Below are 25,526 nucleotides of genomic sequence, written 5' to 3'. Positions count from 1 at the left end.
GAAATCGGGGCATCGGATACCAGAAGCCGGCAGCTGTGTCTGCCACCTCCTTGCTTCCTGCATTGGCCCGGTCTGTTTCTGTGCTTTGCTGGAGGCTGTTTAAACCGTAGGGAGAACTCATGCGTCACTACGAAATCGTATTTATGGTACACCCGGATCAGAGCGAGCAGGTGCCCGCGATGATCGAGCGTTATACCGGTGTCATCAATGAAGATGGCGGCAAGGTACATCGCCTGGAAGATTGGGGCCGTCGTCACCTGGCTTACCCGATCAACAAGATTCACAAGGCTCACTACGTGCTGATGAACGTTGAATGTTCACAGGCCGCGATGGACGAGCTGACTCACAACTTCCGTTTCAACGATGCCATCATCCGCGACATGATCCTGCGCCGCGATGGTGCCGATACGGACCTGTCCCCGATGAAAGCTTCCGAGTCCCGTGAAGATCGTCGTGGCGGCGATGATCGTCCGCGTCGTTCAGCTGAATCTGACGAGTCCCGTCAGCAGGCTGAAACCCAGGACGAAGAAGAGTAAAACCATCACCGGAGTTGAGGAGTTAAGTTATGGCTCGTTTTTTCAGACGTCGTAAGTTCTGCCGCTTCACGGCAGAAGGTGTCAAAGAGATCGATTACAAGGATCTGGACACCCTGAAAGGTTACATCACTGAGACCGGCAAAATCGTGCCCAGCCGTATCACCGGCACCAAGGCACGCTATCAGCGTCAGCTGGCTACCGCTATCAAGCGTGCCCGCTACCTGGCACTGCTGCCGTATTCGGACAGCCACGATAACTAAGTAACAGAATAAACAGGACCCGGGACCATGCGTGCACTGGCACAGTTTGTAATGCGCGGTCCTCTGCAGGCAGGCGGGGTTGCGGCAGTTACCACTGCGATACCCCTGTTGTTCTGGATTGGTGCAGCGGTAGTTGGCCTGGTCATTCTCAGGCTGGGTATTAGCCAGGGGCTTAACATCGGCCTCTGGGCATTGCTTCCGGCACTGGGCTGGAGCTGGTTCGGGCAGGACCCGACAGCACTGGCGGTATTGCTTCAGGTAATGTTGATTGCCTCCATTCTGCGAACGACCCTGTCCTGGGAGAAAGCGCTCCTGGCAGGCAGTTTCCTGGGTATTGTGACAGGCATGATGCTGCCCCTGCTGTATCCGGATCTTTTGAACGATCTGGTGCAGACCGGGGTCAGGTTTTACGAAGAGTACAACGCCGAAGTCGCAAGCAGTCTTGGCGACAGGCTGGAAACAGTCATTCGGCAGACCATGAACGCGAGCATGGCCGGTACCTACCTGGTAATCGGAGTGGGTATGACCATGCTGGCGAGATCCTGGCAGGCCGGGTTGTATAACCCGGGCGGATTCCGGACCGAGTTCCACTCGCTTCGGCTGTCACCGGCAATCGCGGTTATCTGTGTGATTACCATGTTGGCAGGGCCCGTTCTCGGGCTGAATTCCATGCTGCTGGGCTGGGCGGGAGGCTTGCCGCTGATTCTGGCAGCCCTGGCCCTGGTTCATGGCGTTGTGGGTCGTAAAAACCTGAGCGGTCAGTGGCTGATCATGTTCTATCTGGCGCTGGTACTGCTTGGTCCAACCCTGATGATTCTGTTGGTAGTTCTGGCTTTTGTGGATAGCTGGCTGGATATCCGGAGACGAATAAAGCCCTCCGGCCCGGCTGAATAAAGCACGAAGAGGTTAACGAGATGGAAGTTATTCTGCTCGAAAAAGTAGCAAACCTTGGTTCACTTGGTGACAAGGTCAAGGTCAAGGCCGGTTACGGTCGTAATTTTCTGCTGCCCTATGGCAAGGCTGTTCCGGCAACTGCCGACAACCTGAAGGCCTTCGAAGAGCGCCGTGCAGAGCTGGAAAAAGCAGCAGCCGAGAAGCTGTCTGCCGCCCAGGCTCGTGCCGAGGCTCTGGAAGGTGCGTCTGTCACCATCACGTCCAAGGCTGGTGAAGAAGGCAAGCTGTTTGGCTCTATCGGCGTGCGCGACATTGCTGATGCAATTACCGCTGCCGGTACAGAAGTCGAGAAAAGTGAAGTTCGTCTGCCGGAAGGCCCGCTGCGTGTGGTTGGCGAGTACGAGATCGAGCTTCAGCTGCACTCCGACGTGAGCGTTGTGATTAACCTGGCCGTTGTTGCCGAGTAAATTGCTCCTCATGCGGTAACGCCGGGCTTCAGCCCGTCGGTAGCCATACAGGCCCGGAATCCGCTTTGGTGGATTCCGGGCCTGTTGCTTTGTGGTGTATGATTTGTCGTTACCCTAGCTCTCCCATCGCATCGACAATCCCCGTAAAATGTTGCGGATGTGATGCCCAGATGAAGATGTTTCCATGGCCAACCCGAATTTCAAACCGGTAAACAGCGACCCTGAAACCAGCCGTATCAAGGTTCCGCCTCACTCCGTGGAAGCCGAGCAGGCGGTTCTTGGTGGCCTGATGCTGGATAACCGCCGCTTTGATGAAATCGCTGAAATTATCTCTGCTGTGGATTTTTACCGGCAGGACCACCGCCTTATCTTCGGGGCTGCCGAGCGTCTTGCCAGTGAGAGTGAGCCCCTGGATGTCGTAACGCTGACCGAGTTTCTGGAGAGAGCCGGGGATATTGAAGACGCCGGCGGCCTGTCCTACCTGGCGGAACTGGCCGAGAAGACGCCGGGCGCCGCCAATATCCGGGCCTACGCGGAAATTGTCCGGGAGCGTTCCATACTTCGCCAGCTGGTGGAGGTGTCCGGCGCCATAACAGACTCCGCGTTCAATCCACTCGGGCGCACCAGCAGTGAAGTGCTTGATGAGGCGGAGCGTAATGTTTTCAAGATTGCGGAATCCAGGGTCAAGGAGGGGACCGGTCCCCAGACCATCAATCCGATACTGACCAAGGCGCTCAGCAGGATTGAGGAACTGTTTGAATCCGGCGAAACCACCACGGGCCTGACCACCGGCTTCAAGGACCTGGATGAATGGACGTCAGGCATGCAGCCGGCGGATCTGTTGATTGTGGCGGGCCGTCCATCCATGGGTAAGACCACCTTTGCCATGAACATTGTCGAGAACGCCCTGATCAGCACCGGGGCGCCGATTCTGGTGTTCAGCATGGAGATGCCCGCGGATGCGCTGGTCATGCGTATGCTGTCGTCACTGGGGCGTATCGACCAGAGCCGGATCCGCAGCGGCAAGCTGGAGGAGGATGACTGGCCCAGGCTGACGTCCGCCGTCAGCCTGCTGAAGGACAAACCGCTTTATATTGATGACACACCCGGCCTGAGCCCGACGGAAATGAGATCCCGGGCCCGCCGTATCGCCCGGGAGAATGACGGCCAGCTGGGCCTGATCATGGTGGATTACCTGCAGCTGATGCGGGTGCCGGGCAATACCGAAGGCCGTACCGCCGAGATATCTGAAATCTCCCGGTCCCTGAAGGGGCTGGCGAAGGAACTCAGTTGTCCGGTGGTGGCACTGTCACAGCTTAACCGTAGCCTCGAGCAGCGCCCCAACAAACGGCCTGTAAACTCGGACCTGCGGGAATCCGGCGCCATCGAGCAGGACGCCGACGTGATCATGTTCGTCTACCGAGACGAGGTCTATAACGAGGATACTTCCGACAAGGGCATTGCCGAGATCATTATCGGCAAGCAGCGTAATGGTCCCATTGGTACGGTTCGCCTGGCCTTTATCGGCAAGTACACCAAGTTTGAGGACCTGGCCCACGGTGACTACGGCGGGGATTATTGATGCCGCGGAAAACCCTCGCCCGCATTGATACCGAGGCACTTCGCCACAACTATCGCCTGGCCTGCCGCCTGGCCGGCCAGGCCCGGGTCATGGCGGTTATCAAGGCTGATGGCTACGGCCATGGTATAGGTGAAGTGGCAACAGCGCTGGCGGACGAGGCACCGAAGTTTGCCGTTGCCTGTCTCGAAGAAGCCCTGGCCATACGTGAGGCCGGTGTCAATCATCCGGTGGTTCTGCTGCAGGGCATGCATTGTGCTGATGACGTGGGCATCTGTGCCCGTGAAGGTTTTGAGGTGGTGCTGCACAGTGACTACCAGCTGGACTGGCTGGCGCAGTGCGAGCAGGTGCCGGCGCTCTGGCTCAAGGTAAACACCGGCATGAACCGGCTGGGCTTTCCTCCAGGGATGCTTGGGTCGATCATGGCACGGCTGGGAAGCCGGGGCCTGGCGCAAAAGGTGACTGGTTTCGTGACCCACTTTGCCTGCGCGGACGATGCCGCCAGCGGCTTTACCGATGAGCAGACCCGCCGGTTTGCCGAGGCCGTGGTTGACTGGCCGTTACTGGAAAAAAGCGCAGCCAATTCCGCTGCCCATTTCCTGCCCGGGCAGCCAATGTTTGACTGGAGCCGCCCCGGCATCATGCTTTACGGCGCTTCTCCCATGCTGGAGAAGACGGGGCCGCAACTCGGCCTGAAGCCGGTAATGTCACTGGAAGCGCCGCTGACAGCCGTGCGCACCCTCAGGCCCGGCGAGGCGGTGGGCTATGGCTGCAGCTGGATAGCGGAACAGGACACCCGGATGGGGATCGTGGCCATCGGCTATGGCGACGGCTATCCCCGCCACGCCGGCACGGATACTCCGGCCTGGGTGGCAGGTAATCGCATACGCCTGATTGGCCGGGTGTCCATGGACATGCTGGCGGTGGACCTGACCAACGCTCCGGCGGCCTCTGAAGGCGATACCGTGGAGCTCTGGGGCAGGCACGTGAGTGTCGATGAAGTGGCACGGCACGCCGGCACTATTGCCTACGAGCTGCTTACCGGCGTTACAGCCCGGGTGCCCAGGCTGTATGGCAACGACAGCGATCCCGTGGAGTAGGTCAGGAAGCGGCTTCCGGCTCGTGGATGATTTCCTCGATAAAATCGAGAATGGCAGCCAGGCTGCGGTCATCCAGTTTCTTCAGTACCTTGTGCACGACCATTTTGCTGCCCTTGAGCATGCTGCTGATGCCCATTCTGGCCATGCCCATGAGCATGCTGCTGGCGTTGAGACGGCGCAGGGGCTCCAGGAAGAAGAAGTCGAGGCCGTTATCGGTCATCTCGACGATCAGCTCGAACAGCTTGTCGATGGCCTCCTTGTCGGCCTTGCCCCGTTTACGGAGTTCGTCGACGGTGTACAGGGCGCGGGTGCGCAGTTCATCCGGTATTGGTGCAACGATATGGCTTTGTTGTTTCAGCATGTGGGATCCTGTTGTTGTATGCTCGTCAGGCCTGCTTGATTTCCGATACGTATTCTATGGGTTGGGGCGGAAGTACCATTGGCTTGAGTGGTCACCGTTGTCCGTCATATCAGTGAAATCCCGGGTATGCGTTCCAACAGCGGATGTGAACGATTACAGTGTTGGATGAATATAAACCACCGAAACCGGAGGCAGTGAGCGCTCGTGCACGTTCTTGTTGTTCATGATTATGGCCCCCTGGGGCGGGTATTGCTGGAGCGCCTGAGAAAAACCTCGCTTCATGTCAGCCCATTGCTGATCAGTGAGCTGGAAACAGCGGACCTCACCGCGCTGGAAGGCTGGATTCCCCACGATACTGACCTGATCGTGAACGCATTGTGGCTGGCTGACCCGGAAGTTGCGGAACAGGATCCGGAGTCCGCTCACAAGGTCGCCTTTTCGCTTCCGGTAGCGTTGGCCGAATACGCCCGTGACCGCAGCATTGCACTGCTCCAGCTGTCGACCTGCTACGTGTTCGATGGCCGCAAACAGAACCCCTACATTGCCTCCAATCCCGGCCAGCCCTGTAACGAGTTGGGTAACTGGCAATGGGAATGTGAACAGGCGGTGCGGACTCTTCTGCCCAGGCATATCATCCTGCGAACCGGCTGGAGCCTGGGGCGCTTTATTCGCAAGGTGCAGTCGGTGGCGGCCGGCTCCGACGTTATCAAGCTGCCCGGAAAGTGCCACGGTCAGCCAGTAACGGTCAGTGATCTTGCCAGGGTGATTACCGCGATTGTCCAGCAGATAGATTGCGGTGCCGAGGTGTGGGGTACTTACCAGTATGCCGGCGCGGAGGATATCTCTCTTTACGAGCTCGGCCTGGCCATCACCGGGCTGAATGGTATTCCCGACAGGATCCGTGTGGTGGATGAAATGCCGGCCTGGGCCGCTCTGGAACCGGCCAACACTGCCATGATCTGCACCAAAATCCGCAACACGTTCGGCGTCAAGCAACTGCCCTGGCGTTCAGGCCTGGCCGAGGAGCTGGAGTTACTGTCGCTGAACGGGAAGAAGGAACTGACCGACGAACCGGCCAGCTGAGGCTCGCCAGTTCGTGAATTGCCAGAGCATTGAGGTCAGCTGTTCTGCCGTGAGAATTCCCGCGTAACCGTCTGCAGGGCTTCCACATCCAGCAGTTCCACTTCCCGCCCCCGGGCACTGATAATGCCCTGGTTCTGGAAACGGGTGAACACCCGGCTGACGGTTTCCACGGCGAGGCCGAGGAAATTGGCGATGTCGTTTCTGGCCATGGGCAGGCTGAAGTTGGTGGCCGACATCCGGCGACGCTGAAAGCGGCTGGACAGGGACAATAGCAGTGCTGCAATCCGTTCCTCGGCCGTATTCTTGCTCAGCAGCATGGCCAGCTGATGGCTGCCCTGAATTTCCTGGCTCATCAGATGATACATGTGGTGCTGAAGGTCAGGCAGTTTACCTGTGAGTTCTTCCAGTTTATCGACCGGAAACTCGCACACACTGGTTCGCTCCAGGGCCCTGGCAGTGCAGGCATAGTGTTTGCTGCCCATGCTGTCCAGCCCGACCAGCTCACCGGGCATGAAGAATCCTGTTACCTGCTCCTCGCCGTTCTCGCTGATAATGGAAGTCTTGATCGCGCCACTCTTGACCGCAAAGCAGGAGCGGAAAGGCGTGCTCTGGTCAAAGATGTGCTCACCACGGTTGAAAATACGGCCCTGCTGGACAATATCTTCCAGCCGGTCGAGTTCGTTTTCTTCTATCGCAAGCGGAAGGCAAAGATTGCTGAGACTGCACTGGTGGCAAGACGCCTTCAGAGGGGATACCTGGTGAAGTCTGATAGGTTGAGCCATGGTAGATGAACCATCCATTATTGATTCATGTCAAAACCGTACTGTATTACGAACGGTGGGCTTTGCCAATGACTAATGTCCTTGACAACGATATGCATATACCGTTCGGGTATATAAAAGACCGGTTCGGACGCCTGTGGCGATGTCCGAACCGGTCGGCAGGCTTCAGACTTTCCGGAATACCAGGGAGGCATTGGTGCCGCCAAACCCGAAGCTGTTGGACATCACCGTGTTCAGCTCTGCGGGGACTGAATCCGGCCCCACCACTGGCATGCCGGAAATGGTTTCATCCAGGTTCGCCAGGTTTTTGGTGCCGGCGATGAACCCGTTCTGCAACATGATCAGTGAGTAGATCGCCTCATGTACCCCGGATGCACCCAGTGAATGGCCGGACAGGGATTTGGTGGAGGAGATCTGTGGTATTTTGTCGCGGAAGACGTTACGGACCGCTTTCATTTCTGCCACATCGCCCACCGGCGTGCTGGTGCCATGGGCATTGATATAGTCCACCCCGGTGTTCACCGTGGACAGCGCCTGTTGCATGCAGCGCATGGCACCTTCCCCGGACGGGGCTACCATATCGTGGCCATCGGACGTGGCGCCGTAACCGACCAGTTCCGCGATGATGGGCGCGCCACGCTTTATGGCATGCTCCATTTCCTCAACCACCACCATGCCACCGCCACCGGCGATCACAAAGCCGTCGCGGCCGGTATCGAAAGGCCTGGAGGCGGTTTCAGGGGCTTCGTTGTACTTGGTGGACAGGGCGCCCATGGCGTCGAACAGCATGGTCAGGCTCCAGTCTTCCTCTTCGCCACCACCGGCAAACACAATGTCCTGCTTGCCAGCCTGAATCTGTTCGGCGGCATGGCCGATACAGTGGGCACTGGTAGCACAGGCTGACGACATGGAGTAGTTGACGCCGCGAATCCGGAACGCCGTGGCCAGGCAGGCCGATACCGTGCTGGTCATGATCCGGGGCACCATGTAGGGCCCGATGCGCTTTACGCCTTTCTCCCGCATGATGTCCACGGCTTCCACCTGGCTGGCACTGGACGCGCCGCCCGATCCGGCGATCAGGCCGGTACGGTCATTGGAAATCATGTCGTCTGTCAGCCCGGAGGAGGCGATGGCCTGTTCCATGGCAAGGAAACTGTACATCGCGGACTGGCCCATGAATCGCCGCGTCTTGCGGTCGATGACCGAGGTGTCTGCATCAATGGACCCCGCAATCTGGCTGCGAAAGCCCATGTCCCGATAGGTCTCGTTGAACCGGATACCGGATTTACCCGCCTTGAGGCTTTCCAGAACCGCATCCGTGGAGTTGCCCAGGCAGGAAACAATGCCCATGCCGGTGATTACAACCCGTCTCATACCTTCCTCCTTAACAAGGCCTGCACCGGGAGCCGGGCAGATCCTTTTTATCTCTGACTATAACCACCAGTCTAGGCGCTTTGAGGCCCGGGCGATATTTGACCTTGGTAAGGGACCGAAGAAAGCCTGAAGGAAGGGTCAGGGGCTCTCGTTCCTGGCGCGTTGGCGTTCGGCTTCTTCCCGGGCTTCCCGCTCAATCATTTCGGGCGTCTCCAGGGAAATGCGGCCCAGCTTCCCGGACCGGAATTCATTCAGCAGTATTTCCGACACCTTGTGCAGGTCGGGAACGCCACCACGGCCAAGGAAGCGTCGTTTCAGGGCAATGCCATCCATCAGCGCAAGCCCATCCCGTGGCCTTTCCTCAAAGCCGTAGCGCGCCATGACCAGCTCCGGATAGGCTTCCAGCAGATAATCCGCCTCGAACAGGGCGACATCCTCGAACTCGATAACCGCACTGCGGATAGCGCCACTGATGGCCAGGCGGTAACCACAGGCTTCCGGAGAAAGCTTGGGCCAGAGGAAGCCGGGGGTGTCGTAGAGCAATACATTGTCCGGCAGCTTGATGGCCTGCTGCGCACGGGTGACCGCCGGCTCATTACCGGTTTTGGCGGCAGGCCGCCCGGCGAGGGTATTGATCAGCGTCGATTTGCCGACATTGGGAATCCCCAGAATCATCACCCGCAGCGCCCGCTTCTGACGGTCATGGCCTGGCGTCATCTCACCCGCCAGGCGCAGGATATCCAGCGCCTCCGCCCGCTGGTTGTGGGTCATGGTAATGGCACGTACGCCCCGCTCCTTCTCCAGCCAGGCCAGCCACCGGTCAGTGATATCCGGATCGGCAAGATCACGCTTGTTAAGCACCTTGATCACCGGGGTATCGCCCCGCAGCGACGGCACCAGCGGATTCTCACTGCTGAACGGCAGCCGTGCGTCGACCACCTCAATGATGAGATCCATCTGGGGCATTACTTTTTTGATCTCCTTGCGGGCCTTGTGCATATGCCCTGGAAACCAGTTGATGGCCATGTGTGATACTCCGGAAATGGCTGAATGGCGCCATTATGGACGTGAATGACCAAATTTTCACATTTCTCTGAAGCCGCCTGTGGCGGGAGCTTCGGCAATGACGATGTGAAGTATGTACAAAAAGAAGGGGGTTCGGGGTGAAATTCTTCATTGTTTTGTTTTAGGGTGTAGGGCTTGGAAACACGAAGTGAATTAATCAAACGATTATTGGAGATATCTATGAAGCTTGTGAAACTGTTCGGAATCGCCCTGATTGCACTTGGGCTGTCTTCTACCGCTATGGCGCAGCAGCAGTCTGGCCAGGCGGGCCAGGCCGGAGGGCAACCGGACCAGGTCGATCAGCTGGCAGAGATGGTTGGTCTGAGCGATGATCAGCAAAAGGAAATTCGCGGCATCATCGAGGAAATGCAGACTGAGATTGAGGAGCTTCAGGGCGAAGCACAGCAGTTGCAGCAGCAGATCCAGGGTGAGATCAAGCCGGACTATGACGAAGGCACTATTCGCGACAACGCCGAGAAGCTGGGTGAAGTAACGGGCGAGATGACTGCACTGTCTACTCTGATGCAGGCCAGGGTAGATGCCGTGTTCACTGAAGAGCAGCGCGATGAGCTGAACAAGCGTATGGAAGAAATGCAGCAGCAACAGCAGCAGATGCAGCAACAGCAGATGCAGCAGCAACCGCAGCAACAGCAGCAGATGCAGTAAGCGACTGCTGTACTGACTATCCCCCGGATCGAATCCGGGGTTTTACGAAAACCGCCTTGGCCTGTGGCTTTGGCGGTTTTTTTATTGCCTGTAGCCTGCTGGTTTGTAAGCCTGATAGCTAGGAGTCGTCAGCGGCGGGGCAAGCGTTCAGAAACACGCCCGTGAATACGTCCCTGTAGGGCTCGGTCGCGCCATCCCTGGCGCTCCACGGTTTCTGAACGCTTGCCCCGCCGCTTCGTTCAAACTCCGTGGAAGCGCCATGGCGTTTCAAAGGCGATATCACGAAAGATGCAGGAGCGCCGGCGCCCTTCCTTCCCGGAATGTCTTCGGCCAGGGACGGCCGAAGTCAAGCGCACAGGGATGTGCTTGTAGCGTTTCCGGGAAGGAAGGGCGCCGGTGCGACTACCACCTTAACTTGCAGGCTGGGTGGGGAGGGCAACTCCAAACCTAGCCCTTAACACCAAACGGTTTAACGAGCACGATAAGCCGTGGCAACAGGGTAAGCGCACCAATCAGGGCCATGAACATGGCGAAGCCGGTGAACAACCCGAAGTAGATGGTCGGGATAAAGTTCGACAGCACCAGAATGGAAAACCCGGTAATGATCGTCAGCGAGGTAAAGAACATCGCCTGCCCGATGCTGCGGTGGCAGCGGTGCATGGTGGCGATGTAGTCACCGTCCTTCTCGAATTCCGTTTTGAAACGGTGGATATAGTGAATGGTATCGTCCACCGCAATCCCCACCGTAATCGCCGCCACCGTAATCGTCATCATATCCAGCGGAATGCCCAGCCAGCCCATCAGGCCCAGCACCGAGCCTGCCGCAATCAGGTTGGGCGCCATCCCGATCAGCGCCAGCTTGATGGAACGGAACAGAATCAGGAACATGATCATGATGGCCAGGAACACCACGCCCAGGGTCTTGATCTGGGAATCGAACAGGCTCTGCAGCATATTGTTGTACATCACCGTCATGCCCGTGAGCTGCACCTGGTCGTCGTCAAAGCCCATTTCTCCGGTGAGATGATTGCGAATACCGTCCAGCAGCTCCTGGCGGCGCAGATCCGGCGAGGTTTCCAGTATGCGGATACTGAAACGGGCCTGGTCATGTTCCTCGCTGATGTAGGGGGTCAGCAGGATGTCCTGCAGGTCATCCGGCACCGCGGAGGGCACGAAGGCCAGTTCCAGTGCGTCCAGAGGCTCACCACCGTTGACCTGGGCCAGTATGTCGAGCGTGGTGCTGATGGACTGGACCTTGCCGGTTTCCGGCAGGCTGTCCAGGTAATCGTGAACCTCACTGAGCCGCTCCATCTTCTGGTAGGTGAACCAGGTGTCCCGGTACTCCTCCGCTTCCTCGCAGTCGTCTACAAACGGATCACAATCACTGGCAAACGGGTCGTCGCTGCCGTCGCTTTCAGGGGGCTTGTCGTCCGTGATCACCACGTCCAGGGGGGTGGTGCCCCCCAGGCGGTCGTCGATGGTGATCATGCCCTGGTGGATTTCTGTGGAGGATTTGAAGTAATCAATAAAGCTGTTTTCCACGGTCAGGCGGTTGAGGCCGATTACACAGAGTACGGCGATGATGACAGAGCCGAAAACAACGGTCTTGCCATAGTTCTCCGTAAACCGGGCAAACATATCCGTAAACGGTATCCGGTCCGAGCGAACCCGCTCGTCCACCGGTGGTGGCAACAGCATCAGCAACGCCGGGAAGATCACGAAGGTGATAAGGAAGGCCACGGCGAGGCCTATGGTCATCATCCAGCCAAAGTCGATGACCGGGCGAATACCGCTGAACGTCAGTGAACCGAAGGCAACGATGGTGGTGATGGCCATGTAGAAACAGGGCTTGATCATCGCCAGTAGCGTGTTGCGAAGGATATCCCTGGGCGCGGCCTCCGGGTTATCGTGCTGGAATTCCCGGTAGCGGACGATCAGATGAATCGTCAGCGACAGGGTCATGATCAGCAGCAGTGAGACGAAGTTGGAGGAAATCACCGTGATCGGCCAGCGGGCCCAGCTCAGGTAGCCGATCACCAGCCAGACGGTAAAGCTGCAGCATAGCAATGGCACCAGAACCCACCGCCACTGGCGGAAGATGACCGCCAGTGTCAGCAGCAGGAAAATCAGCACCCCGATACCGAAGGTGGACAGGTCATTCTCGATAAAGCGAATCATGTCGGCGACGATCATTGGCACGCCACCCAGGTAGATCTCGGCGCCGTCACGGTACTTATCGAGAATACCCCGAACCTCATCAATGGTGCGGTCGCGCTCCTCCCCCTGGGCTTCGGTGAACTCGATAAACTCACGGCTTACCGCTTCCAGTTTCTGGCGATCCTCCGGGGTGGCCTCGTTGCTGTCGACCTTGTCTCGCAGGCTGTTGCGCTCGCGCAGCAGTTTGAAATAGCGTTCCGGGGTCGGCAGGTTGACCTGGATGGCGGTGGTGCGTGCATCCTCGCTGATCAGGAGGTTGGGGTAGAGGGGGTTGTCGAGCAAGGCCTTGCGGGCGGTTTCCGGGGCAACGCCATCCTCGTCGATGTTCTTGATCTCCGAGTCCACGGTGTCCAGGGTCAGGTCCGGGCTGTGGAGCAGGGGGACGTTGAGTATGCTGTTGGTGGAGCTGACGTTGTCCAGCGCTTCCAGTTCATCCCGGAGGGATTTCAGCAGTGCAAGACCGTCGTCGCTGAACAGTTCCTCCCGGGGGGTGAAGGTGACCACCAGGAAGTCGTCAGAGGTGGTAAAGCGCCGGTTGACCTCGCGATACTGTTCCAGCGATCGGTCGTTTTCAAGAACCAGGGATTCTGCGGAGGCGTCCAGCCGGAACTGATCCAGGCGCAGGCTGGCAATCACGAGCAGTACACCGAACAGAAGCAATATGACAACAGGACGTGGGAATATCAGCCGGTCATAGAATAATCGAAGCCACGACATTGAAAACAACACCCTTCACTATGAAATCGAGTGCAGAGTGTGCCACAAAGTTTCAGTCGACGGTGACTCTGTTGGATGCTTCTTCCAGGGAATCGATCAGTTGTTTCAGGCGCCTGCTCATATCCGCGCTTTCGGTAAGCTGGGTCACCATGCTTTGCGTGGTGTCGCGGATGCTCTGAACATTGGCCTGTACGTCATCGGTGGATGCCGTCTGGTCCGCGGATACATTGGCGATTTCCTGGTTGGTTTCGTCGATGCGGCTTACCACCGAGTTGATGGCGTCCAGGGATTGGCGAGCCTCGTCGGATTCATCCACGCAACGGGAGGCGTCTTCCGAGCTGCCGGTCATCTGGGTGACTGCAGCGTCCATGGCGGTGAGCAGCCGGTCGATGGTGCCCTGGATCTGGTCGGTGGAGTCCTGCACCCGCTGGGCCAGATTGCGTACTTCGTCGGCGACCACGGCAAAGCCCCGGCCCTGTTCTCCTGCTCGGGCGGCCTCAATGGCGGCGTTCAGTGCCAGCAGGTTGGTCTGCTCGGCTATGCCCTTGATTTCAGCAACTGCATGGCTGATTTCATGGCTGTTCTCTGCCAGTGCCTGCACGCTGTTGGCCGATGTCTGGATGGCGGTGGCGAGGTGGCGAATGGAGTCCGCACTGCGGGCCACCCGCTCGCTGCCGTCCACGGCCGCGTTTCGCGCTTCGTGAGACAGGGTCTTGGCGATGCCTGCCTGTTCGGCAATGCCGGTAAAGCTCTGCAGCATGGTTTCCACCACTTCGGCACTGCGATCGGCGCCCGATTGCTGGCGGCTGAGATCATCCCGGCGGGCGTCCGCGGCGGTTGTCAGCTCGCGTACTTCGTTGTGAAGGTGTTCAATTGCCTGTTTCATGCTCCTGACCACACCCATGGTGCGGTCCTGCATGGCATTGAAGGCCCCGGCCATTTCGCCGATTTCGTCCGTGGAGTCCACCTCGGCCCGTTCACTGAGATTGCCGGATGCCTGTACCGACACCATGGTTTTTTTCAGTCTGTACACATGCCGCTCGATAAAGGAAATCAGCAACTGGGAACCGGCCATTTCCAGTACCATCAGTATCGCGACAACCAGTGCAAAACGTCCGGCGGTTTCCTGGAAAACGGCAGAGAAAGACTGGTCAGTCATTCCGGCAATGGTGTGCATGGCGAAGATCACCAGCAGGCAGAGTACCGCGAACACAACAATGTTGAGCAGCCAGAACTTGTATTTAAGCCGGGCATTCCTGAGCAGTTGAAGCATGGCGTTCTCAGTCCACGGCTTTGACGGGAATCTGCTGGGCCTTCGAAGAAACGGGGACTTCCGGCACGGCAAGGCCAAGGTTGTTCTTTTCGAACACCCGGTCGGCACGATAGCTGGAGCGCACCATGGGGCCCGAGGGCACTTCCATGAAGCCTTTCTCCAGGCCGATCTCCCGGTAGCGGTTGAAGTCTTCCGGAGTCACATACTTTTCCACCGGCAGGTGGTTCGGGGTGGGGCGCAGGTACTGGCCGAGGGTGAGGATGTCGACACCAATGGCCCGCAGGTCATCCATGGTTTCCAGGATTTCTTCCTCGGTTTCACCCAATCCCAGCATCAGGCTGGTCTTGGTGAGTACGTCCGGGCGGTATTGCTTGGCATGGGCCAGAACACTGAGGGTTTTTTCATAGCCGGCACGTGGGTCCCGCACGCGGGTGGTCAGGCGTTTCACGGTTTCCACGTTCTGGGCAAACACGTCCAGGCCAGAGTCCACAACTTTCTCCACGTGCTCCATCACGGCGTCAAAATCCGGTGTCAGGGCTTCCACTGCCACTTCCGGCGTGCGCTGCTTGATGGCCGATACGCACGCTGCGTAATGGGCGGCGCCGCCGTCGTCGAGGTCGTCCCGGTCAACAGAGGTGAGTACGATGTAGCGCAGGCCCATCAGTTCGACGGATTTGGCGGTATTTTCCGGCTCTTCGTGGTCCAGCCAGCCTTTTGGATTGCCGGTATCCACGGCACAGAAGCGGCAGGCCCGGGTGCATACCGAGCCCATCACCATGATGGTAGCGGTACCATTGGACCAGCATTCCCCAATATTGGGGCAGTGGGATTCCTGGCAAACCGTGCTCAGCCGGTGTTGGCTGACGTTCTTGCGAACGGCCTCGTAACGCTCACCACCGGGCATGCGCGCTCTGAGCCAGGAGGGCTTGCGCTGGGTTGTGGTATCGATAATGCCTGAGCCTGACCGTTTGATCCCGTCCTTGATGGCGGAAAAACCATGTTCATTCCGGAACTTGGAACCACTGGTGACACGGGATTTGGCACTGTCGCTCATTACAACGGGACTCTCTGTTTGGCCTGTTTGGCTGCCTCGGGGCTTGTCTGACCTTAAAGGGTAATCCGCCCCCGTGGAGGATACAAGGCAGCTACGGATAATCACTGGGATTGCGGGCACGACTTTCGTCGTACCCGCAGGCTGATCAGGCGGTCGCCTTGTCCAGCGCCTGACTGATATCGGCAATAATGTCATCCACATGTTCAATGCCGATGGACAGTCTCACCAGATCCTCGCTGACACCCGCACTTGCCAGCTCTTCCGGGTTCAACTGGCGGTGGGTTGTCGTGGCCGGGTGGCAGGCCAGGGACTTGGCGTCGCCGATGTTCACCAGGCGGTAGATCAGTTGCAGGGCATCGATAAACTTCGCCCCGTTCTCCAGGCCGCCGGTGATGCCAAAGCTCAGGATGCCGGAGGCGCGGCCGCCACAGATCTTGTCACAGGTGGCCTTGTAGGGGCTGTCCGCCAGGGTGGCGTAATTGACCCATTCAACGGAAGGATGGTTCTGCAGGTAGTTGGCCACTTTTTCTGCGTTCTCGCAGTGGCGCTCCATCCGCAGGCCAAGCGTTTCCAGGCCCTGCATGATCAGAAAAGCGTTGAACGGAGACAGGGCAGCGCCAGTGTTGCGCAGGGGCACCACTCGGCAGCGGCCGATGAAGGCGGCTTCTCCCAGTGCCTCGGTGTAGACCACGCCATGGTAGGACGGGTCTGGCTCGTTCAGCATCGGGAATTTCGCCTTGTTGGCGGCCCAGTCAAATTTTCCGGAATCCACCACAACGCCTGCAACCGTGGTGCCGTGTCCGCCAATGTATTTGGTGAGTGAATGAACCACGATGTCAGCGCCATGCTCGAAGGGCCGGCACAGGAATGGTGTTGCCACGGTGTTGTCGACGATCAGTGGAATGCCGTGTTTATGGGCAATCTCCGCCCAGCGCTGGATGTCCACGACGTTACCGGCAGGGTTGCCGATGGACTCGCAGAACAGCGCACGGGTGTTGTCGTCGATGGCCTTTTCCACGGCGTCGAAGTCATCGTGCCTGACCATGCGGCAGTCAATACCCTGGTTTGGCAGGGAGTGGGCAAACAGGTTGTAGGTGCCACCATAGAGCTGGCCGGTGCTGACAATGTTATTGCCCACCTTGCAGATAGTCTGCAGGCTGTACAGGATAGCGGCCATACCGGAGGCCACCGCAAGCGCGCCAATGCCGCCTTCAAGCTGCGCCATACGCTCTTCCAGTACAGCGTTGGTGGGGTTCATGATGCGGGTATAAATGTTGCCCTGAACCTTCAGGTCAAACAGGTCGGCACCATGCTGGGTGTCGTCAAAGGTATAGGAGGTTGTCTGGTAAATGGGCGTAGTGGCTGCGTTGGTTGCCGGGTCGCCTTTAAAGCCCGCGTGGAGGGCAAGAGTTTCCGGTTTCATGATGGTGCATCCCTTTTTATTACGTGCTGGGTTTGAGTGTGAGCGTTCCGGACGAGTATGCCACAGCTAACGGATTGTGAGCAGAGTTTCATCTTCACCGTTTCATCTTCACCCCGTTGGCTTGTGACTTGGCCGGATTCGCGCTAGTTTCGGTCAGATATGACCGCCAACTGCCTGCCAACAGATACCCTCAGCCAGCTACCGCCCATGGAGGCCGGTGCTGGCCGTTGTATCGCCGCAACCATAGTGTTTCTGGCAATCATCATGCTGGCTGGCTGCGGTGAAAGCGGGCAGGAGGAGGCCGGTGACGAGGCCCTGGCCGCAGCGGATATTGATGTGCCGGATACCCTCCTGAGAGAGCATCCGGTAACCGGAGAGAAGCTGGCCCGCAAGCAGGTGCTGGTTCGGGGTAATGCCAGTGAGCCGGCGTCACTTGACCCCCATCTGGTGGAAGACACCGTGGGTGGAGCCATTGTTGTTGATCTCTTCGAGGGCCTCACCCGCAGTGGCCCTGATGGTGATACCGAGCCAGCACTGGCCCGGTCCTGGTCTGCGTCGGATAACAACCTGACCTGGACCTTCAGGCTGAGGGAAGACGGCCGCTGGAGCGACGGGTCCACCGTAACCGCCCATGATTTCGTTTACGGCTGGCAGCGTGCGGTGGACCCGCAGGTGGGTTCCAACTACGCCTACTACATTGAATCAGCCGGGGTGAAAAATGCCGCGAAGATTATTGCCGGGGAAAAAGCGCCGGAAACACTGGGTGTACGTGCCGTCGATGACTTTACCTTTGAAGTGTCCCTGAGCGAGCCGATTACCTACCTGCCGGACATGACCGTTCACTACACCATGTTCCCCGCGCCACGAGAGGCGATTGAAACCCACGGTACGGACTGGACCAAGCCCGGGCACATGGTTTCGAACGGCGCCTTCCAGCTGGATACCTGGCATCTGGGCGAGAAGCTGGTCGCTGCCCGTAATCCCCACTACCGGGACAACGAAGCGACCATTATCGACCGGGTGGTGTATCTTCCCATCGAGTCCTCCTCCGCGGAATTGCAGCGATACGCCAGTGGCGAACTCCACATGACATCCACGGTGCCGGTATCACAGATGGCGAGACTGAAGAAGGAGCGGCCGGACGAACTGGTAATGGCTCCCAGCATCGCCACCTATATGTACGCCTTCAATGTGCAGCGGCCACCGTTTGACGATGTGCGGGTGCGCCGGGCATTGACCTATGCCATCGACCGTAACGTGATCGTGAATTACATCACCCGGGGTAACCAGATGCCCGCCTACACGCTGACGCCACCCTATGTCAGCGGTTTCGACTTCCGGCAGCCGGAGTATGCAACCTGGAGCCAGACCCGGCGTGATGAGGAGGCGCGCAGGGAACTGGAGAAGGCCGGCTACAATGAAGACAACCCGCTGGAATTCGAGCTGCTCTACAACACCGATGAAAGCCACAAGGCACTGGCTATTGTGGTCAGCCAGATGTGGAAGGAAAAGCTCGGGGCCCGGGTGACGATCAGCAATCTGGAATGGAAAACCTTCCTGTCCGAGAAGCAGGCAGGCAATTACGGGATGGCCCGCTTCGGCTGGAAAGGAGACTACAATGAAGCCTCCACCTTCCTGACCCTGCTGACCGGTGACAGTGGTAACAATGATGGTGGCTGGAGCAATTCCGAATACGATCAGCTGTTGAAGGAAGCCCGCTCCAGCGGGGACCCCAATGCCTACTATGCCAGGGCTGAGGACATCCTGTGGCAGGAGTTTCCCGTGCTACCGGTGTATTTCAACACCACGGTGGCGCTGGTAAGCCCGGTGTTGAGGGGGTACCCGAAAGAGAATCCCCGGAACATCATCTACAGCAAGGATATGTACATTACTGCTGACTGAGAGAAGCCATGTTCAGTTTCATTATCCGGCGTCTGGCTGTCGCCGTGCCGACCATACTGGCGTTGATTACCGTGTCTTTCGTGCTGATGCACGCAGCGCCCGGCGGCCCGTTCACCAACGAGCGCAATGTGCCGGAGGCGGTGATGGAAAACATCGAGGCCAAGTACAATCTGGACAAACCCCTGTGGCAGCAGTACTTCATCTACGTGGGTAACGTGGCACAGGGAGATCTGGGCCCCTCATTTCGCTACAAGGATTTCACGGTCAATGAACTGATTGAATCCAGCTTTCCCCGTTCCGCCTATATCGGTGCCTGGTCCTTCCTGTTTGTGGTGGTGTTCGGGGTGGGACTGGGCATCATCGCCGCCCTCAAACAGAACCGTTGGCCGGACTACACCGTGATGACCGCCGCCATGACCGGGGTGGTGTTCCCCAATTTCGTCATGGCACCACTGCTGGTTCTGCTGTTCGCCGTCACCCTGCGCTGGTTGCCCGCCGGTGGCTGGGAAGGCGGGCAGGTGGAATACATCGTACTGCCTATCATTGCCATGGCCACGTCCTACATTGCCCAGGTGGCGCGTATCACCCGCAGCAGCATGATCGAGACCATGCGCAGCCCGTTTATCCGCACGGCCCGGGCCAAGGGCATCCCGCGCCACAAGATTGTCCTGCGCCACGCCCTCAAGCCTTCCCTTATCCCGGTAGTGTCCTATCTGGGGCCGGCCTTTGTGGGCATCATTACCGGCTCGGTGATCATCGATCAGGTGTTCTCCACCGGTGGTATCGGCCAGCACTTCGTCAATGGTGCCATCAACCGGGATTACTCGCTGATTCTCGGGGTCACCATCCTGGTGGGCGTGCTGACCATCATCTTCAACGCCGCGGTGGATATCCTCTACACCTGGCTGGACCCGAGGGTGCGTTACTGATGCTGTTTTCAGATAAACACGCCGGGATGGGCGAGTTGGCGGATGCCCTGGCGGACGATGCCTACACCGAAGGCCGCAGCCTGTGGCGTGATGCCCGCCGCCGGTTCATGCAACACCGGGCCGCAGTGGCGAGCCTGGCGGTACTGGCGCTGTTGCTGTTGTTCGCCGTCTTTGGCCAGTATCTGTCCCCCTGGGACAATGAGTCCATCGACTGGGCCAGCCTGCCCAACCTGGATGAAGACGGCGCGCCGGGCCTGGCCAGCCAGCACTATTTTGGCCTGGACCCCATCGGCCGAGATCTTTACCAGCGCACCGTGCAGGGCAGCCGGATTTCCCTGATGGTGGGTGTGCTGGGTGCGCTCACCGCCGTTATTATCGGCACCCTCTATGGTGCCATTTCCGGCTACGTTGGCGGGCGTACGGACGCCATCATGATGCGCACCCTGGAAGTACTCAGCGCGTTTCCGTTCATGTTCCTGGTAATTGTGCTGATGGCGGTGTTCGGGCGAAATGTACTGTTGATCTTTGTCGCCATCGGCGCTGTCAGCTGGCTCAATATGGCCCGGATCGTGCGGGGGCAGACCCTCAGCCTGAAGCGCAAGGAATTCATCGAAGCGGCCATGGCCATCGGGGTGCACCCGTTCCTGATTGTGGTCCGGCACGTTGTGCCGAATGTGCTGGGGGTGGTGATTGTCTACGCGACCCTGTTGGTGCCGGAAATGATCCTGTTCGAGTCGTTTATTTCATTTCTGGGGCTGGGGGTGTCGGAGCCTTACACATCGTGGGGTGCGCTGATTTCCGAGGGTGCGGATGCCATGTGGACAGCCCCCTGGACGCTGATTTTCCCCATGCTGATGCTGGTGCTTACCCTGTTCTGTTTCAATTTCCTCGGCGACGGGCTGCGGGACGCCCTGGACCCCAAAGACCGCTGAGCCGGCAGGATTCCGTTCTATGGCAATGCTTGAAGTGAACAACCTGAAAGTGGCGTTTGACACGCCCGACGGCACCCTGCAGGCGGTGCGGGGGCTCAGCTACCGACTCGAGGCCGGGCAGACCCTGGGGATTGTGGGGGAGTCCGGCGCCGGCAAGAGTCAGGGTGTGTTTGCCCTGATGGGGCTGCTGCCGGACAACGCCCGGGTGAGCGGTGAGGTGATGTTCGAAGGGGAGGAGTTGCTGAACCTGCCGGAAAAACAGATGAACCGGATTCGTGCAGCCCGTATCGGCATGATCTTTCAGGACCCGATGACCTCCCTGAACCCGTTCATGAAAGTCAGTGACCAGCTCACCGAGGTACTGGTGCAACACAAGGGCATCAGCCGCAAGCAGGCGCTGCAGGAGTCCCTGCAGATGCTGGACGCGGTGCGTATCCCCGAGGCCCGCAACCGCATCCACCGCTACCCCCATGAGTTCTCGGGGGGTATGCGCCAGCGGGTGATGATTGCCATGTCCCTGTTGTGCCGCCCTCAGCTGCTGATTGCCGACGAGCCCACCACCGCCCTGGATGTCACCGTACAGGCGCAGGTGATGGCCCTGCTGCGGGAGCTGCAACAGGAATTCAGCACCGCCATCATACTGATCACCCATGACCTGGGCGTGGTGGCCGGCAGTTGCGACCAGACCCTGGTGATGTATGGCGGACAGATGATGGAATACGCCGCCACCCGGGACCTGTTCCGGGATCCGTCACACCCCTACACAAAGGGGCTCATGGGCGCCATTCCCCGTATCGACGAGCAGATTGAAGAGCTGGTCACGATTCCCGGTAATCCGCCCAACCTGATGAACCTGCCACCGGGTTGTCCGTTCTGCGACCGTTGCCCGGTTGCCGAGCCCCGTTGTTACCACGAGCTGGATCCTCCGGAGCATTTTGAACCGGACAGGATAAGGGTCTGTAATCTGCCACGGGAGGCGATCCGATGAGCGAACGCCAGCCCCTGCTGGTGGTGGAGAACCTGCAGGTGACCTTCGATATCATGCCCCGTAACGCCTGGCCCTGGAGCAGACCGCAGCAGCTGCGGGCGGTGAATAACGTCAACTTCACCCTGAACGAAGGGGAGACCCTGGGTATTGTGGGCGAATCCGGCTGCGGCAAGTCCACACTGGCACGGGCGATCATGGGCATGGTGCCCAGTCAGTCGGGGAAGGTGGTCTGGCTTGGTGAAGACCTGCAGGGGCTGAACCTGAAACAGGTGCGTAAACGGCGCCAGCGTCTGCAGATGGTGTTCCAGGATCCGCTTGCGTCGCTGTCACCGCGAATGACCGTTGGCGACATCATTGCCGAACCGCTGCGTACTCACTACCCGGATATCAAGGGCGCCGAGCTGCGGGAGAAAGTGGACGCCATCATGGACCGCGTCGGCCTGCACTCCCACCAGAAGAACCGCTATCCCCACGAATTCTCCGGCGGCCAGTGCCAGCGGGTAGGCATCGCCCGGGCGCTGATCCTGGAGCCGAAACTGATTATCTGCGACGAACCCGTCTCCGCACTGGATGTGTCCGTGCAGGCCCAGGTGATCAACCTGCTGAAAAGCCTTCAACGGGAAATGGGGCTGTCACTGATTTTCATTGCCCACGACCTGAGCGTGGTGAAGCACATCAGTGACCGGGTCATGGTGCTTTACCTGGGCAAGGTAATGGAAACCGCTTCCCGCGCTGACCTGTACGCCGGCCCCAGGCACCCTTATACCCGGGCCCTGATGGCCGCCGTACCAGTCCCGGACCCGGACAGGGAACAGGCTAAAACACCACCAATACTGGACGGGGACCTGCCTTCACCCATGAATCCGCCCAGTGGGTGTGTGTTTCGCACGCGCTGCCCGTTGGCAACGGAGTATTGCAGTAAGGAAGTGCCGGTACTGGAAGACAAGACCGGAGCAGGGCATTGGGTGGCTTGCCATTATGTGGAGCGGGAAGATAGGTAGAAGGGGTGCCAGGAATGAAAAAAGCCTGACTCTCTCGAGCCAGGCTTTTTGAATACTGGTAGCAAGGGGCGGAGTCGAACCGCCGACCCCGGCATTATGAGTGCCGTGCTCTAACCAACTGAGCTACCTTGCCATTTCGTTATGGGACAAGCCCAAACGAGGCGCGTATTTTCAGTATTTGGGCCCCCGCTGTCAAGGCTTGGGGCCCGCTTTTTCAGAAAATTACACGTTAAACCGGAAGTGGATGACGTCGCCGTCCTGCACGATGTATTCCTTGCCTTCCAGGCGCCACTTGCCGGCTTCCTTGGCGCCGGCTTCGCCGTTGTACCTGACGAAATCCTCGTAGCTCACCACTTCGGCGCGGATGAAGCCGCGCTCGAAGTCGGTGTGTATCACGCCTGCCGCCTGGGGTGCCGTAGCGCCCACTTTTACCGTCCAAGCGCGGACTTCCTTGACGCCCGCGGTGAAGTAGGTCTGAAGATTCAGCAGGCCGTAGCCGCTGCGAATTACCCGGTCCAGGCCAGGTTCATTCATACCCATTTCTTCCAGGAACATGGATTTCTCATCGTCTTCCAGTTCGGAGATTTCAGCTTCTATCTTGTTACAGATAGGTACAACAACCGCGTTCTCGGATTCCGCAATCCTTTTGACGGTGTCCAGGTGAGGGTTATTCTCGAATCCGTCTTCGCTGACGTTGGCAATGTACATGGTCGGCTTGACGGTGAGCAGGCAGAGTTCGCGGATCAGCGCCATCTTCTCTTTGTCGAGGTTCATGCTGCGGACCGGCTTGCCTTCGTTCAGCACCGGAAGCAGGGTTTCGAAGACTTCAAGCTGGGCTTTGGCCTCTTTGTCGCCGCTTTTCGCGACTCGCTGAACCCGCTTGATGGCTTTCTCGACGGTATCCAGGTCAGCCAGGGCCAGTTCTGTGTTGATGATTTCTATATCCGAAGCCGGATCAATCTTGTTGGCAACGTGAATGACGTTGTCGTCCTCGAAGCAGCGCACCACATGGGCAATGGCGTCGGTCTGGCGGATGTTGGCCAGGAACTGGTTGCCCAGGCCTTCGCCTTTCGAGGCGCCCTCCACAAGGCCTGCGATATCGACGAACTCCATGGTGGTTGCCACCACCTTCTCCGGCTTCACGATCTCGGCGAGCTTGTTCAGGCGAGGGTCCGGCATGGCCACGACGCCTGCGTTAGGCTCAATGGTGCAGAAGGGAAAGTTCTCTGCACCGATGCCGGATTTGGTCAATGCGTTGAACAGGGTGGATTTGCCGACGTTGGGGAGGCCGACGATGCCGCAGTTAAATCCCATGGAGTGCCTCTGCTGGGTATGAAAAATTTGGGCGGATTATACCGGTGTATGGGGGTGTAAGCGAATAAGGGAAATCTTCAGGGGTGTCGGATTACGCTTCGCTAATCCGACCTACTCCAGGCCTGTTAAATCGTAGGTTGGATTAGCCGCAGGCGTAATCCAACAAAGTGCAATGCGCCCGGCGCGCGGACAGGCTCAGGGGGTTGGCTTGAAACTATGGAGCCGGTTCATCGCGGCCGGAAGCTTGCCGCTGGCGGCATCCGGCAGTACGCGGATGATCTCGTCGATCACGGCGTTGAGCTCTTCGGTTTCCTGTTTGCCCAGGCGGCCGAGCACATAGCCGGTGACCTGGCGGCTGTCGCCGGGGTGGCCTATACCGATGCGCAGGCGCTGGAAGTCGTTGGTGCCCAGGTGGGCGATGGTATCCCGCAGGCCGTTGTGTCCGCCGTGGCCGCCGCCTTTCTTGAGTTTGGCGGTGCCGGGAGGCAGGTCGAGCTCGTCGTGGGCGACCAGAATCTGTTGGGGCTGAATCTTGAAAAAGTCCGCCAGTGCCTTGATAGCCAGGCCGCTGCGGTTCATATAGGTGGCGGGATTCAGCAGGTGCAGTTCAAGGTCCTGCATCTGAATGCGGGCGTAGAGCCCGTGGAACTTCTTTTCGGGGCGGAGCGTCTGGCCCGCTTCACGGGCCAGAGCTTCGACGAAAAGGGCGCCGGCGTTATGGCGGGTATTCGCATAGTCAGGGCCGGGGTTACCCAGCCCCACCACCATGAGGATATCCTGTGCCATTTGCCGCTGCCCTCATCCTTCCAGGAGTGATTACTCCTTGTCTTCGCCTTCTTCACCTTCTTCGCCGTCTTCTGCTTCGTCGTCAACCTTGGCGCCGCGAGGCTTGTGGATGGCGACAACCGGCAGGTCGTGGTCTTCACCCTGCAGCAGGGCGGCAACACGAACGCCCTTCGGCAGTTTCAGGTCGCTCAGGTGAACGACCTGGTCCATTTCCACTTCAGCCATGTCGACTTCGATGAACTCGGGCAGGTTCTGCGGCAGACAGATCACTTCCACTTCGGTGATCTGGTGGTTGGCAACGCCGCCCTGGAGCTTGATGGCTGCAGCAGAGTCTTCATTCAGGAAGTGCAGCGGTACGTTAACGTGGATCTCGTGATCCTTGTCAACGCGCAGGAAGTCGGCGTGGGTCAGCAGCGGCTTGTACGGATGACGCTGCAGGTCCTTCAGGATCACGCTTTCCTTCTTGCCTTCCAGTTCGATGGTCAGAACGTGTGAAAAGAAGGCTTCGTTTTCCAGGGCTTTTTTCAGTTCATTGTGCCAGATGGAAATCGGAGTGGCTTCTTTCTTCCCGCCATAGATAATGGCCGGAATTTTACGCTCCTCACGACGCAGGCGGCGGCTCGCACCTCTCCCCTGATCACCACGAGGAAATGCTTCAATAAGAAATTCCTGAGACATGGTTATAACCTCAATTTTCACCCGAACGGCCCGCGACCAGGTCCTGGACAGGTGACATTTGCGAAATGCCGGAAGCTTTTCCGGCGGACTAAACAGACCGGGAGCCCACTGGGCTCCCGGTCTGGATTCTTCTCTGTAAATCAGG

At 58.6% G+C, this 25,526-nt stretch carries 24 protein-coding genes and 1 tRNA gene; 13 read left to right on the top strand and 12 right to left on the bottom strand.

Translation table 11 applies throughout. The features are described from left to right. Positions 1 to 119: 119 nt before the first annotated feature. From rpsF to alr, 6 genes are all read left to right on the top strand, one after another. On the top strand, positions 120 to 536 hold the full coding sequence (rpsF, locus tag HLUCCO03_RS14685; RefSeq protein WP_027831131.1) for a 30S ribosomal protein S6: 417 nt from the start codon (positions 120 to 122) through the stop codon (positions 534 to 536). A 29-nt stretch (positions 537 to 565) separates the two neighbouring features. Further along, entirely contained in the window at positions 566 to 796 is a 231-nt protein-coding gene (gene rpsR, locus HLUCCO03_RS14680; protein WP_007154918.1) for a 30S ribosomal protein S18, read from the top strand. Between the two features lie 27 nt (positions 797 to 823). Beyond that, positions 824 to 1,690: a hypothetical protein gene (locus HLUCCO03_RS14675; protein WP_027831132.1), complete on the top strand. Its 867-nt coding sequence runs from the start codon at positions 824 to 826 to the stop codon at positions 1,688 to 1,690. A gap of 20 nt (positions 1,691 to 1,710) precedes the next feature. Beyond that, entirely contained in the window at positions 1,711 to 2,157 is a 447-nt protein-coding gene (gene rplI, locus HLUCCO03_RS14670; RefSeq protein ID WP_027831133.1) for a 50S ribosomal protein L9, read from the top strand. 184 nt (positions 2,158 to 2,341) lie between these two features. Continuing rightward, on the top strand, positions 2,342 to 3,739 hold the full coding sequence (dnaB, locus tag HLUCCO03_RS14665; protein ID WP_027831134.1) for a replicative DNA helicase: 1,398 nt from the start codon (positions 2,342 to 2,344) through the stop codon (positions 3,737 to 3,739). After that, positions 3,739 to 4,836: an alanine racemase gene (alr, locus tag HLUCCO03_RS14660; protein ID WP_027831135.1), complete on the top strand. Its 1,098-nt coding sequence runs from the start codon at positions 3,739 to 3,741 to the stop codon at positions 4,834 to 4,836. The genes dnaB and alr overlap by 1 nt, the downstream gene beginning before the upstream one ends. Position 4,837: 1 nt before the next feature. Here alr and HLUCCO03_RS14655 read toward each other — a convergent pair whose 3' ends face one another. Continuing rightward, positions 4,838 to 5,197 (bottom strand): hypothetical protein, encoded by a 360-nt coding sequence (locus HLUCCO03_RS14655; protein WP_027831136.1) that lies wholly within the window; start codon positions 5,195 to 5,197, stop codon positions 4,838 to 4,840. 204 nt (positions 5,198 to 5,401) lie between these two features. Here HLUCCO03_RS14655 and HLUCCO03_RS14650 point away from each other — a divergent pair, with 204 nt between their 5' ends. Next, entirely contained in the window at positions 5,402 to 6,280 is an 879-nt protein-coding gene (locus HLUCCO03_RS14650) for a sugar nucleotide-binding protein (protein ID WP_027831137.1), read from the top strand. A 35-nt stretch (positions 6,281 to 6,315) separates the two neighbouring features. Here the strand turns inward: HLUCCO03_RS14650 and fnr are convergent, their stop codons facing one another. The 3 genes from fnr to ylqF all read right to left on the bottom strand — a co-directional run bounded on the left by fnr (position 6,316) and on the right by ylqF (position 9,462). Beyond that, positions 6,316 to 7,062, bottom strand: a complete 747-nt coding sequence (gene fnr, locus HLUCCO03_RS14645) for a fumarate/nitrate reduction transcriptional regulator Fnr (RefSeq protein ID WP_027831138.1) — start codon at positions 7,060 to 7,062, stop codon at positions 6,316 to 6,318. A 165-nt stretch (positions 7,063 to 7,227) separates the two neighbouring features. After that, positions 7,228 to 8,436 (bottom strand): beta-ketoacyl-ACP synthase I, encoded by a 1,209-nt coding sequence (gene fabB, locus HLUCCO03_RS14640; protein WP_027831139.1) that lies wholly within the window; start codon positions 8,434 to 8,436, stop codon positions 7,228 to 7,230. Positions 8,437 to 8,574: 138 nt separating this feature from the next. Continuing rightward, complete coding sequence (gene ylqF / locus HLUCCO03_RS14635; RefSeq protein ID WP_027831140.1) at positions 8,575 to 9,462, bottom strand: ribosome biogenesis GTPase YlqF; 888 nt, start codon at positions 9,460 to 9,462, stop codon at positions 8,575 to 8,577. 219 nt (positions 9,463 to 9,681) lie between these two features. Between ylqF and HLUCCO03_RS14630 the strand changes: the two genes are divergently transcribed. After that, positions 9,682 to 10,167, top strand: coding sequence for a Spy/CpxP family protein refolding chaperone (locus tag HLUCCO03_RS14630; protein ID WP_027831141.1), 486 nt, complete (start codon positions 9,682 to 9,684; stop codon positions 10,165 to 10,167). A 447-nt stretch (positions 10,168 to 10,614) separates the two neighbouring features. On the opposite strand, the gene HLUCCO03_RS14625 is transcribed toward HLUCCO03_RS14630, so the two are convergent. The 4 genes from HLUCCO03_RS14625 to HLUCCO03_RS14610 form a co-directional block, all read right to left on the bottom strand. Further along, positions 10,615 to 13,101: an MMPL family transporter gene (locus HLUCCO03_RS14625; RefSeq protein WP_027831142.1), complete on the bottom strand. Its 2,487-nt coding sequence runs from the start codon at positions 13,099 to 13,101 to the stop codon at positions 10,615 to 10,617. A 52-nt stretch (positions 13,102 to 13,153) separates the two neighbouring features. Next, positions 13,154 to 14,374, bottom strand: a complete 1,221-nt coding sequence (locus HLUCCO03_RS14620) for a methyl-accepting chemotaxis protein (RefSeq protein WP_027831143.1) — start codon at positions 14,372 to 14,374, stop codon at positions 13,154 to 13,156. Between the two features lie 7 nt (positions 14,375 to 14,381). Next, a complete protein-coding gene (gene lipA, locus HLUCCO03_RS14615) occupies positions 14,382 to 15,428 on the bottom strand; it encodes a lipoyl synthase (protein ID WP_027831144.1) in 1,047 nt (348 codons plus the stop codon). Positions 15,429 to 15,573: 145 nt separating this feature from the next. Next, on the bottom strand, positions 15,574 to 16,851 hold the full coding sequence (locus tag HLUCCO03_RS14610; RefSeq protein WP_027831145.1) for an aminotransferase class I/II-fold pyridoxal phosphate-dependent enzyme: 1,278 nt from the start codon (positions 16,849 to 16,851) through the stop codon (positions 15,574 to 15,576). Positions 16,852 to 17,010: 159 nt separating this feature from the next. Between HLUCCO03_RS14610 and HLUCCO03_RS14605 the strand changes: the two genes are divergently transcribed. Genes HLUCCO03_RS14605 through HLUCCO03_RS14585 form a run of 5 tightly spaced genes read left to right on the top strand, consistent with a single transcriptional unit; the run spans position 17,011 to position 22,603 of the window. Beyond that, complete coding sequence (locus HLUCCO03_RS14605; RefSeq protein WP_197025643.1) at positions 17,011 to 18,753, top strand: peptide ABC transporter substrate-binding protein; 1,743 nt, start codon at positions 17,011 to 17,013, stop codon at positions 18,751 to 18,753. Positions 18,754 to 18,761: 8 nt separating this feature from the next. After that, entirely contained in the window at positions 18,762 to 19,682 is a 921-nt protein-coding gene (gene oppB / locus HLUCCO03_RS14600) for an oligopeptide ABC transporter permease OppB (RefSeq protein ID WP_027831146.1), read from the top strand. After that, the gene (gene oppC, locus HLUCCO03_RS14595; RefSeq protein ID WP_197025644.1) at positions 19,682 to 20,614 is read left to right on the top strand and encodes an oligopeptide ABC transporter permease OppC; all 933 of its coding nucleotides are present in this window, start codon (positions 19,682 to 19,684) and stop codon (positions 20,612 to 20,614) included. The genes oppB and oppC overlap by 1 nt, the downstream gene beginning before the upstream one ends. Before the next feature lie 19 nt (positions 20,615 to 20,633). Beyond that, positions 20,634 to 21,602: an oligopeptide/dipeptide ABC transporter ATP-binding protein gene (locus HLUCCO03_RS14590; protein WP_027831147.1), complete on the top strand. Its 969-nt coding sequence runs from the start codon at positions 20,634 to 20,636 to the stop codon at positions 21,600 to 21,602. Beyond that, positions 21,599 to 22,603, top strand: a complete 1,005-nt coding sequence (locus tag HLUCCO03_RS14585) for an oligopeptide/dipeptide ABC transporter ATP-binding protein (protein WP_027831148.1) — start codon at positions 21,599 to 21,601, stop codon at positions 22,601 to 22,603. The genes HLUCCO03_RS14590 and HLUCCO03_RS14585 overlap by 4 nt, the downstream gene beginning before the upstream one ends. Before the next feature lie 56 nt (positions 22,604 to 22,659). On the opposite strand, the gene HLUCCO03_RS14580 is transcribed toward HLUCCO03_RS14585, so the two are convergent. The 4 genes from HLUCCO03_RS14580 to HLUCCO03_RS14565 all read right to left on the bottom strand — a co-directional run bounded on the left by HLUCCO03_RS14580 (position 22,660) and on the right by HLUCCO03_RS14565 (position 25,381). After that, positions 22,660 to 22,736, bottom strand: a tRNA-Met gene (locus HLUCCO03_RS14580). An 89-nt stretch (positions 22,737 to 22,825) separates the two neighbouring features. Next, on the bottom strand, positions 22,826 to 23,917 hold the full coding sequence (ychF, locus tag HLUCCO03_RS14575; RefSeq protein WP_027831149.1) for a redox-regulated ATPase YchF: 1,092 nt from the start codon (positions 23,915 to 23,917) through the stop codon (positions 22,826 to 22,828). 195 nt (positions 23,918 to 24,112) lie between these two features. After that, positions 24,113 to 24,703, bottom strand: coding sequence for an aminoacyl-tRNA hydrolase (gene pth / locus HLUCCO03_RS14570; protein WP_027831150.1), 591 nt, complete (start codon positions 24,701 to 24,703; stop codon positions 24,113 to 24,115). A gap of 30 nt (positions 24,704 to 24,733) precedes the next feature. Next, positions 24,734 to 25,381: a 50S ribosomal protein L25/general stress protein Ctc gene (locus tag HLUCCO03_RS14565; protein WP_027831151.1), complete on the bottom strand. Its 648-nt coding sequence runs from the start codon at positions 25,379 to 25,381 to the stop codon at positions 24,734 to 24,736. Positions 25,382 to 25,526 lie beyond the last annotated feature (145 nt).

The organism is Marinobacter sp. HL-58 (assembly GCF_001314605.1).
Classification (GTDB): Bacteria; Pseudomonadota; Gammaproteobacteria; order Pseudomonadales; family Oleiphilaceae; genus Marinobacter.
Note: the sequence above shows the minus strand (reverse complement) of the source record. Positions and strands in the feature narration are given on the sequence as shown.

Excerpts from the sequence above, each read along its gene's own strand:
- HLUCCO03_RS14565 (WP_027831151.1), bottom strand. The coding sequence starts at position 25,381 with ATGTCTCAGGAATTTCTTATTGAAGCATTTCCTCGTGGTGATCAGGGG.
- HLUCCO03_RS14655 (WP_027831136.1), bottom strand. The coding sequence starts at position 5,197 with ATGCTGAAACAACAAAGCCATATCGTTGCACCAATACCGGATGAACTG.
- HLUCCO03_RS14675 (WP_027831132.1), top strand. The coding sequence starts at position 824 with ATGCGTGCACTGGCACAGTTTGTAATGCGCGGTCCTCTGCAGGCAGGC.
- dnaB (WP_027831134.1), top strand. The coding sequence starts at position 2,342 with ATGGCCAACCCGAATTTCAAACCGGTAAACAGCGACCCTGAAACCAGC.
- HLUCCO03_RS14605 (WP_197025643.1), top strand. The coding sequence starts at position 17,011 with ATGACCGCCAACTGCCTGCCAACAGATACCCTCAGCCAGCTACCGCCC.
- alr (WP_027831135.1), top strand. The coding sequence starts at position 3,739 with ATGCCGCGGAAAACCCTCGCCCGCATTGATACCGAGGCACTTCGCCAC.
- rpsR (WP_007154918.1), top strand. The coding sequence starts at position 566 with ATGGCTCGTTTTTTCAGACGTCGTAAGTTCTGCCGCTTCACGGCAGAA.
- oppC (WP_197025644.1), top strand. The coding sequence starts at position 19,682 with ATGCTGTTTTCAGATAAACACGCCGGGATGGGCGAGTTGGCGGATGCC.
- rplI (WP_027831133.1), top strand. The coding sequence starts at position 1,711 with ATGGAAGTTATTCTGCTCGAAAAAGTAGCAAACCTTGGTTCACTTGGT.
- HLUCCO03_RS14625 (WP_027831142.1), bottom strand. The coding sequence starts at position 13,101 with ATGTCGTGGCTTCGATTATTCTATGACCGGCTGATATTCCCACGTCCT.
- fnr (WP_027831138.1), bottom strand. The coding sequence starts at position 7,062 with ATGGCTCAACCTATCAGACTTCACCAGGTATCCCCTCTGAAGGCGTCT.
- lipA (WP_027831144.1), bottom strand. The coding sequence starts at position 15,428 with ATGAGCGACAGTGCCAAATCCCGTGTCACCAGTGGTTCCAAGTTCCGG.
- fabB (WP_027831139.1), bottom strand. The coding sequence starts at position 8,436 with ATGAGACGGGTTGTAATCACCGGCATGGGCATTGTTTCCTGCCTGGGC.
- oppB (WP_027831146.1), top strand. The coding sequence starts at position 18,762 with ATGTTCAGTTTCATTATCCGGCGTCTGGCTGTCGCCGTGCCGACCATA.
- HLUCCO03_RS14585 (WP_027831148.1), top strand. The coding sequence starts at position 21,599 with ATGAGCGAACGCCAGCCCCTGCTGGTGGTGGAGAACCTGCAGGTGACC.
- pth (WP_027831150.1), bottom strand. The coding sequence starts at position 24,703 with ATGGCACAGGATATCCTCATGGTGGTGGGGCTGGGTAACCCCGGCCCT.
- HLUCCO03_RS14610 (WP_027831145.1), bottom strand. The coding sequence starts at position 16,851 with ATGAAACCGGAAACTCTTGCCCTCCACGCGGGCTTTAAAGGCGACCCG.
- HLUCCO03_RS14590 (WP_027831147.1), top strand. The coding sequence starts at position 20,634 with ATGGCAATGCTTGAAGTGAACAACCTGAAAGTGGCGTTTGACACGCCC.
- HLUCCO03_RS14620 (WP_027831143.1), bottom strand. The coding sequence starts at position 14,374 with ATGCTTCAACTGCTCAGGAATGCCCGGCTTAAATACAAGTTCTGGCTG.
- ychF (WP_027831149.1), bottom strand. The coding sequence starts at position 23,917 with ATGGGATTTAACTGCGGCATCGTCGGCCTCCCCAACGTCGGCAAATCC.
- ylqF (WP_027831140.1), bottom strand. The coding sequence starts at position 9,462 with ATGGCCATCAACTGGTTTCCAGGGCATATGCACAAGGCCCGCAAGGAG.
- rpsF (WP_027831131.1), top strand. The coding sequence starts at position 120 with ATGCGTCACTACGAAATCGTATTTATGGTACACCCGGATCAGAGCGAG.
- HLUCCO03_RS14630 (WP_027831141.1), top strand. The coding sequence starts at position 9,682 with ATGAAGCTTGTGAAACTGTTCGGAATCGCCCTGATTGCACTTGGGCTG.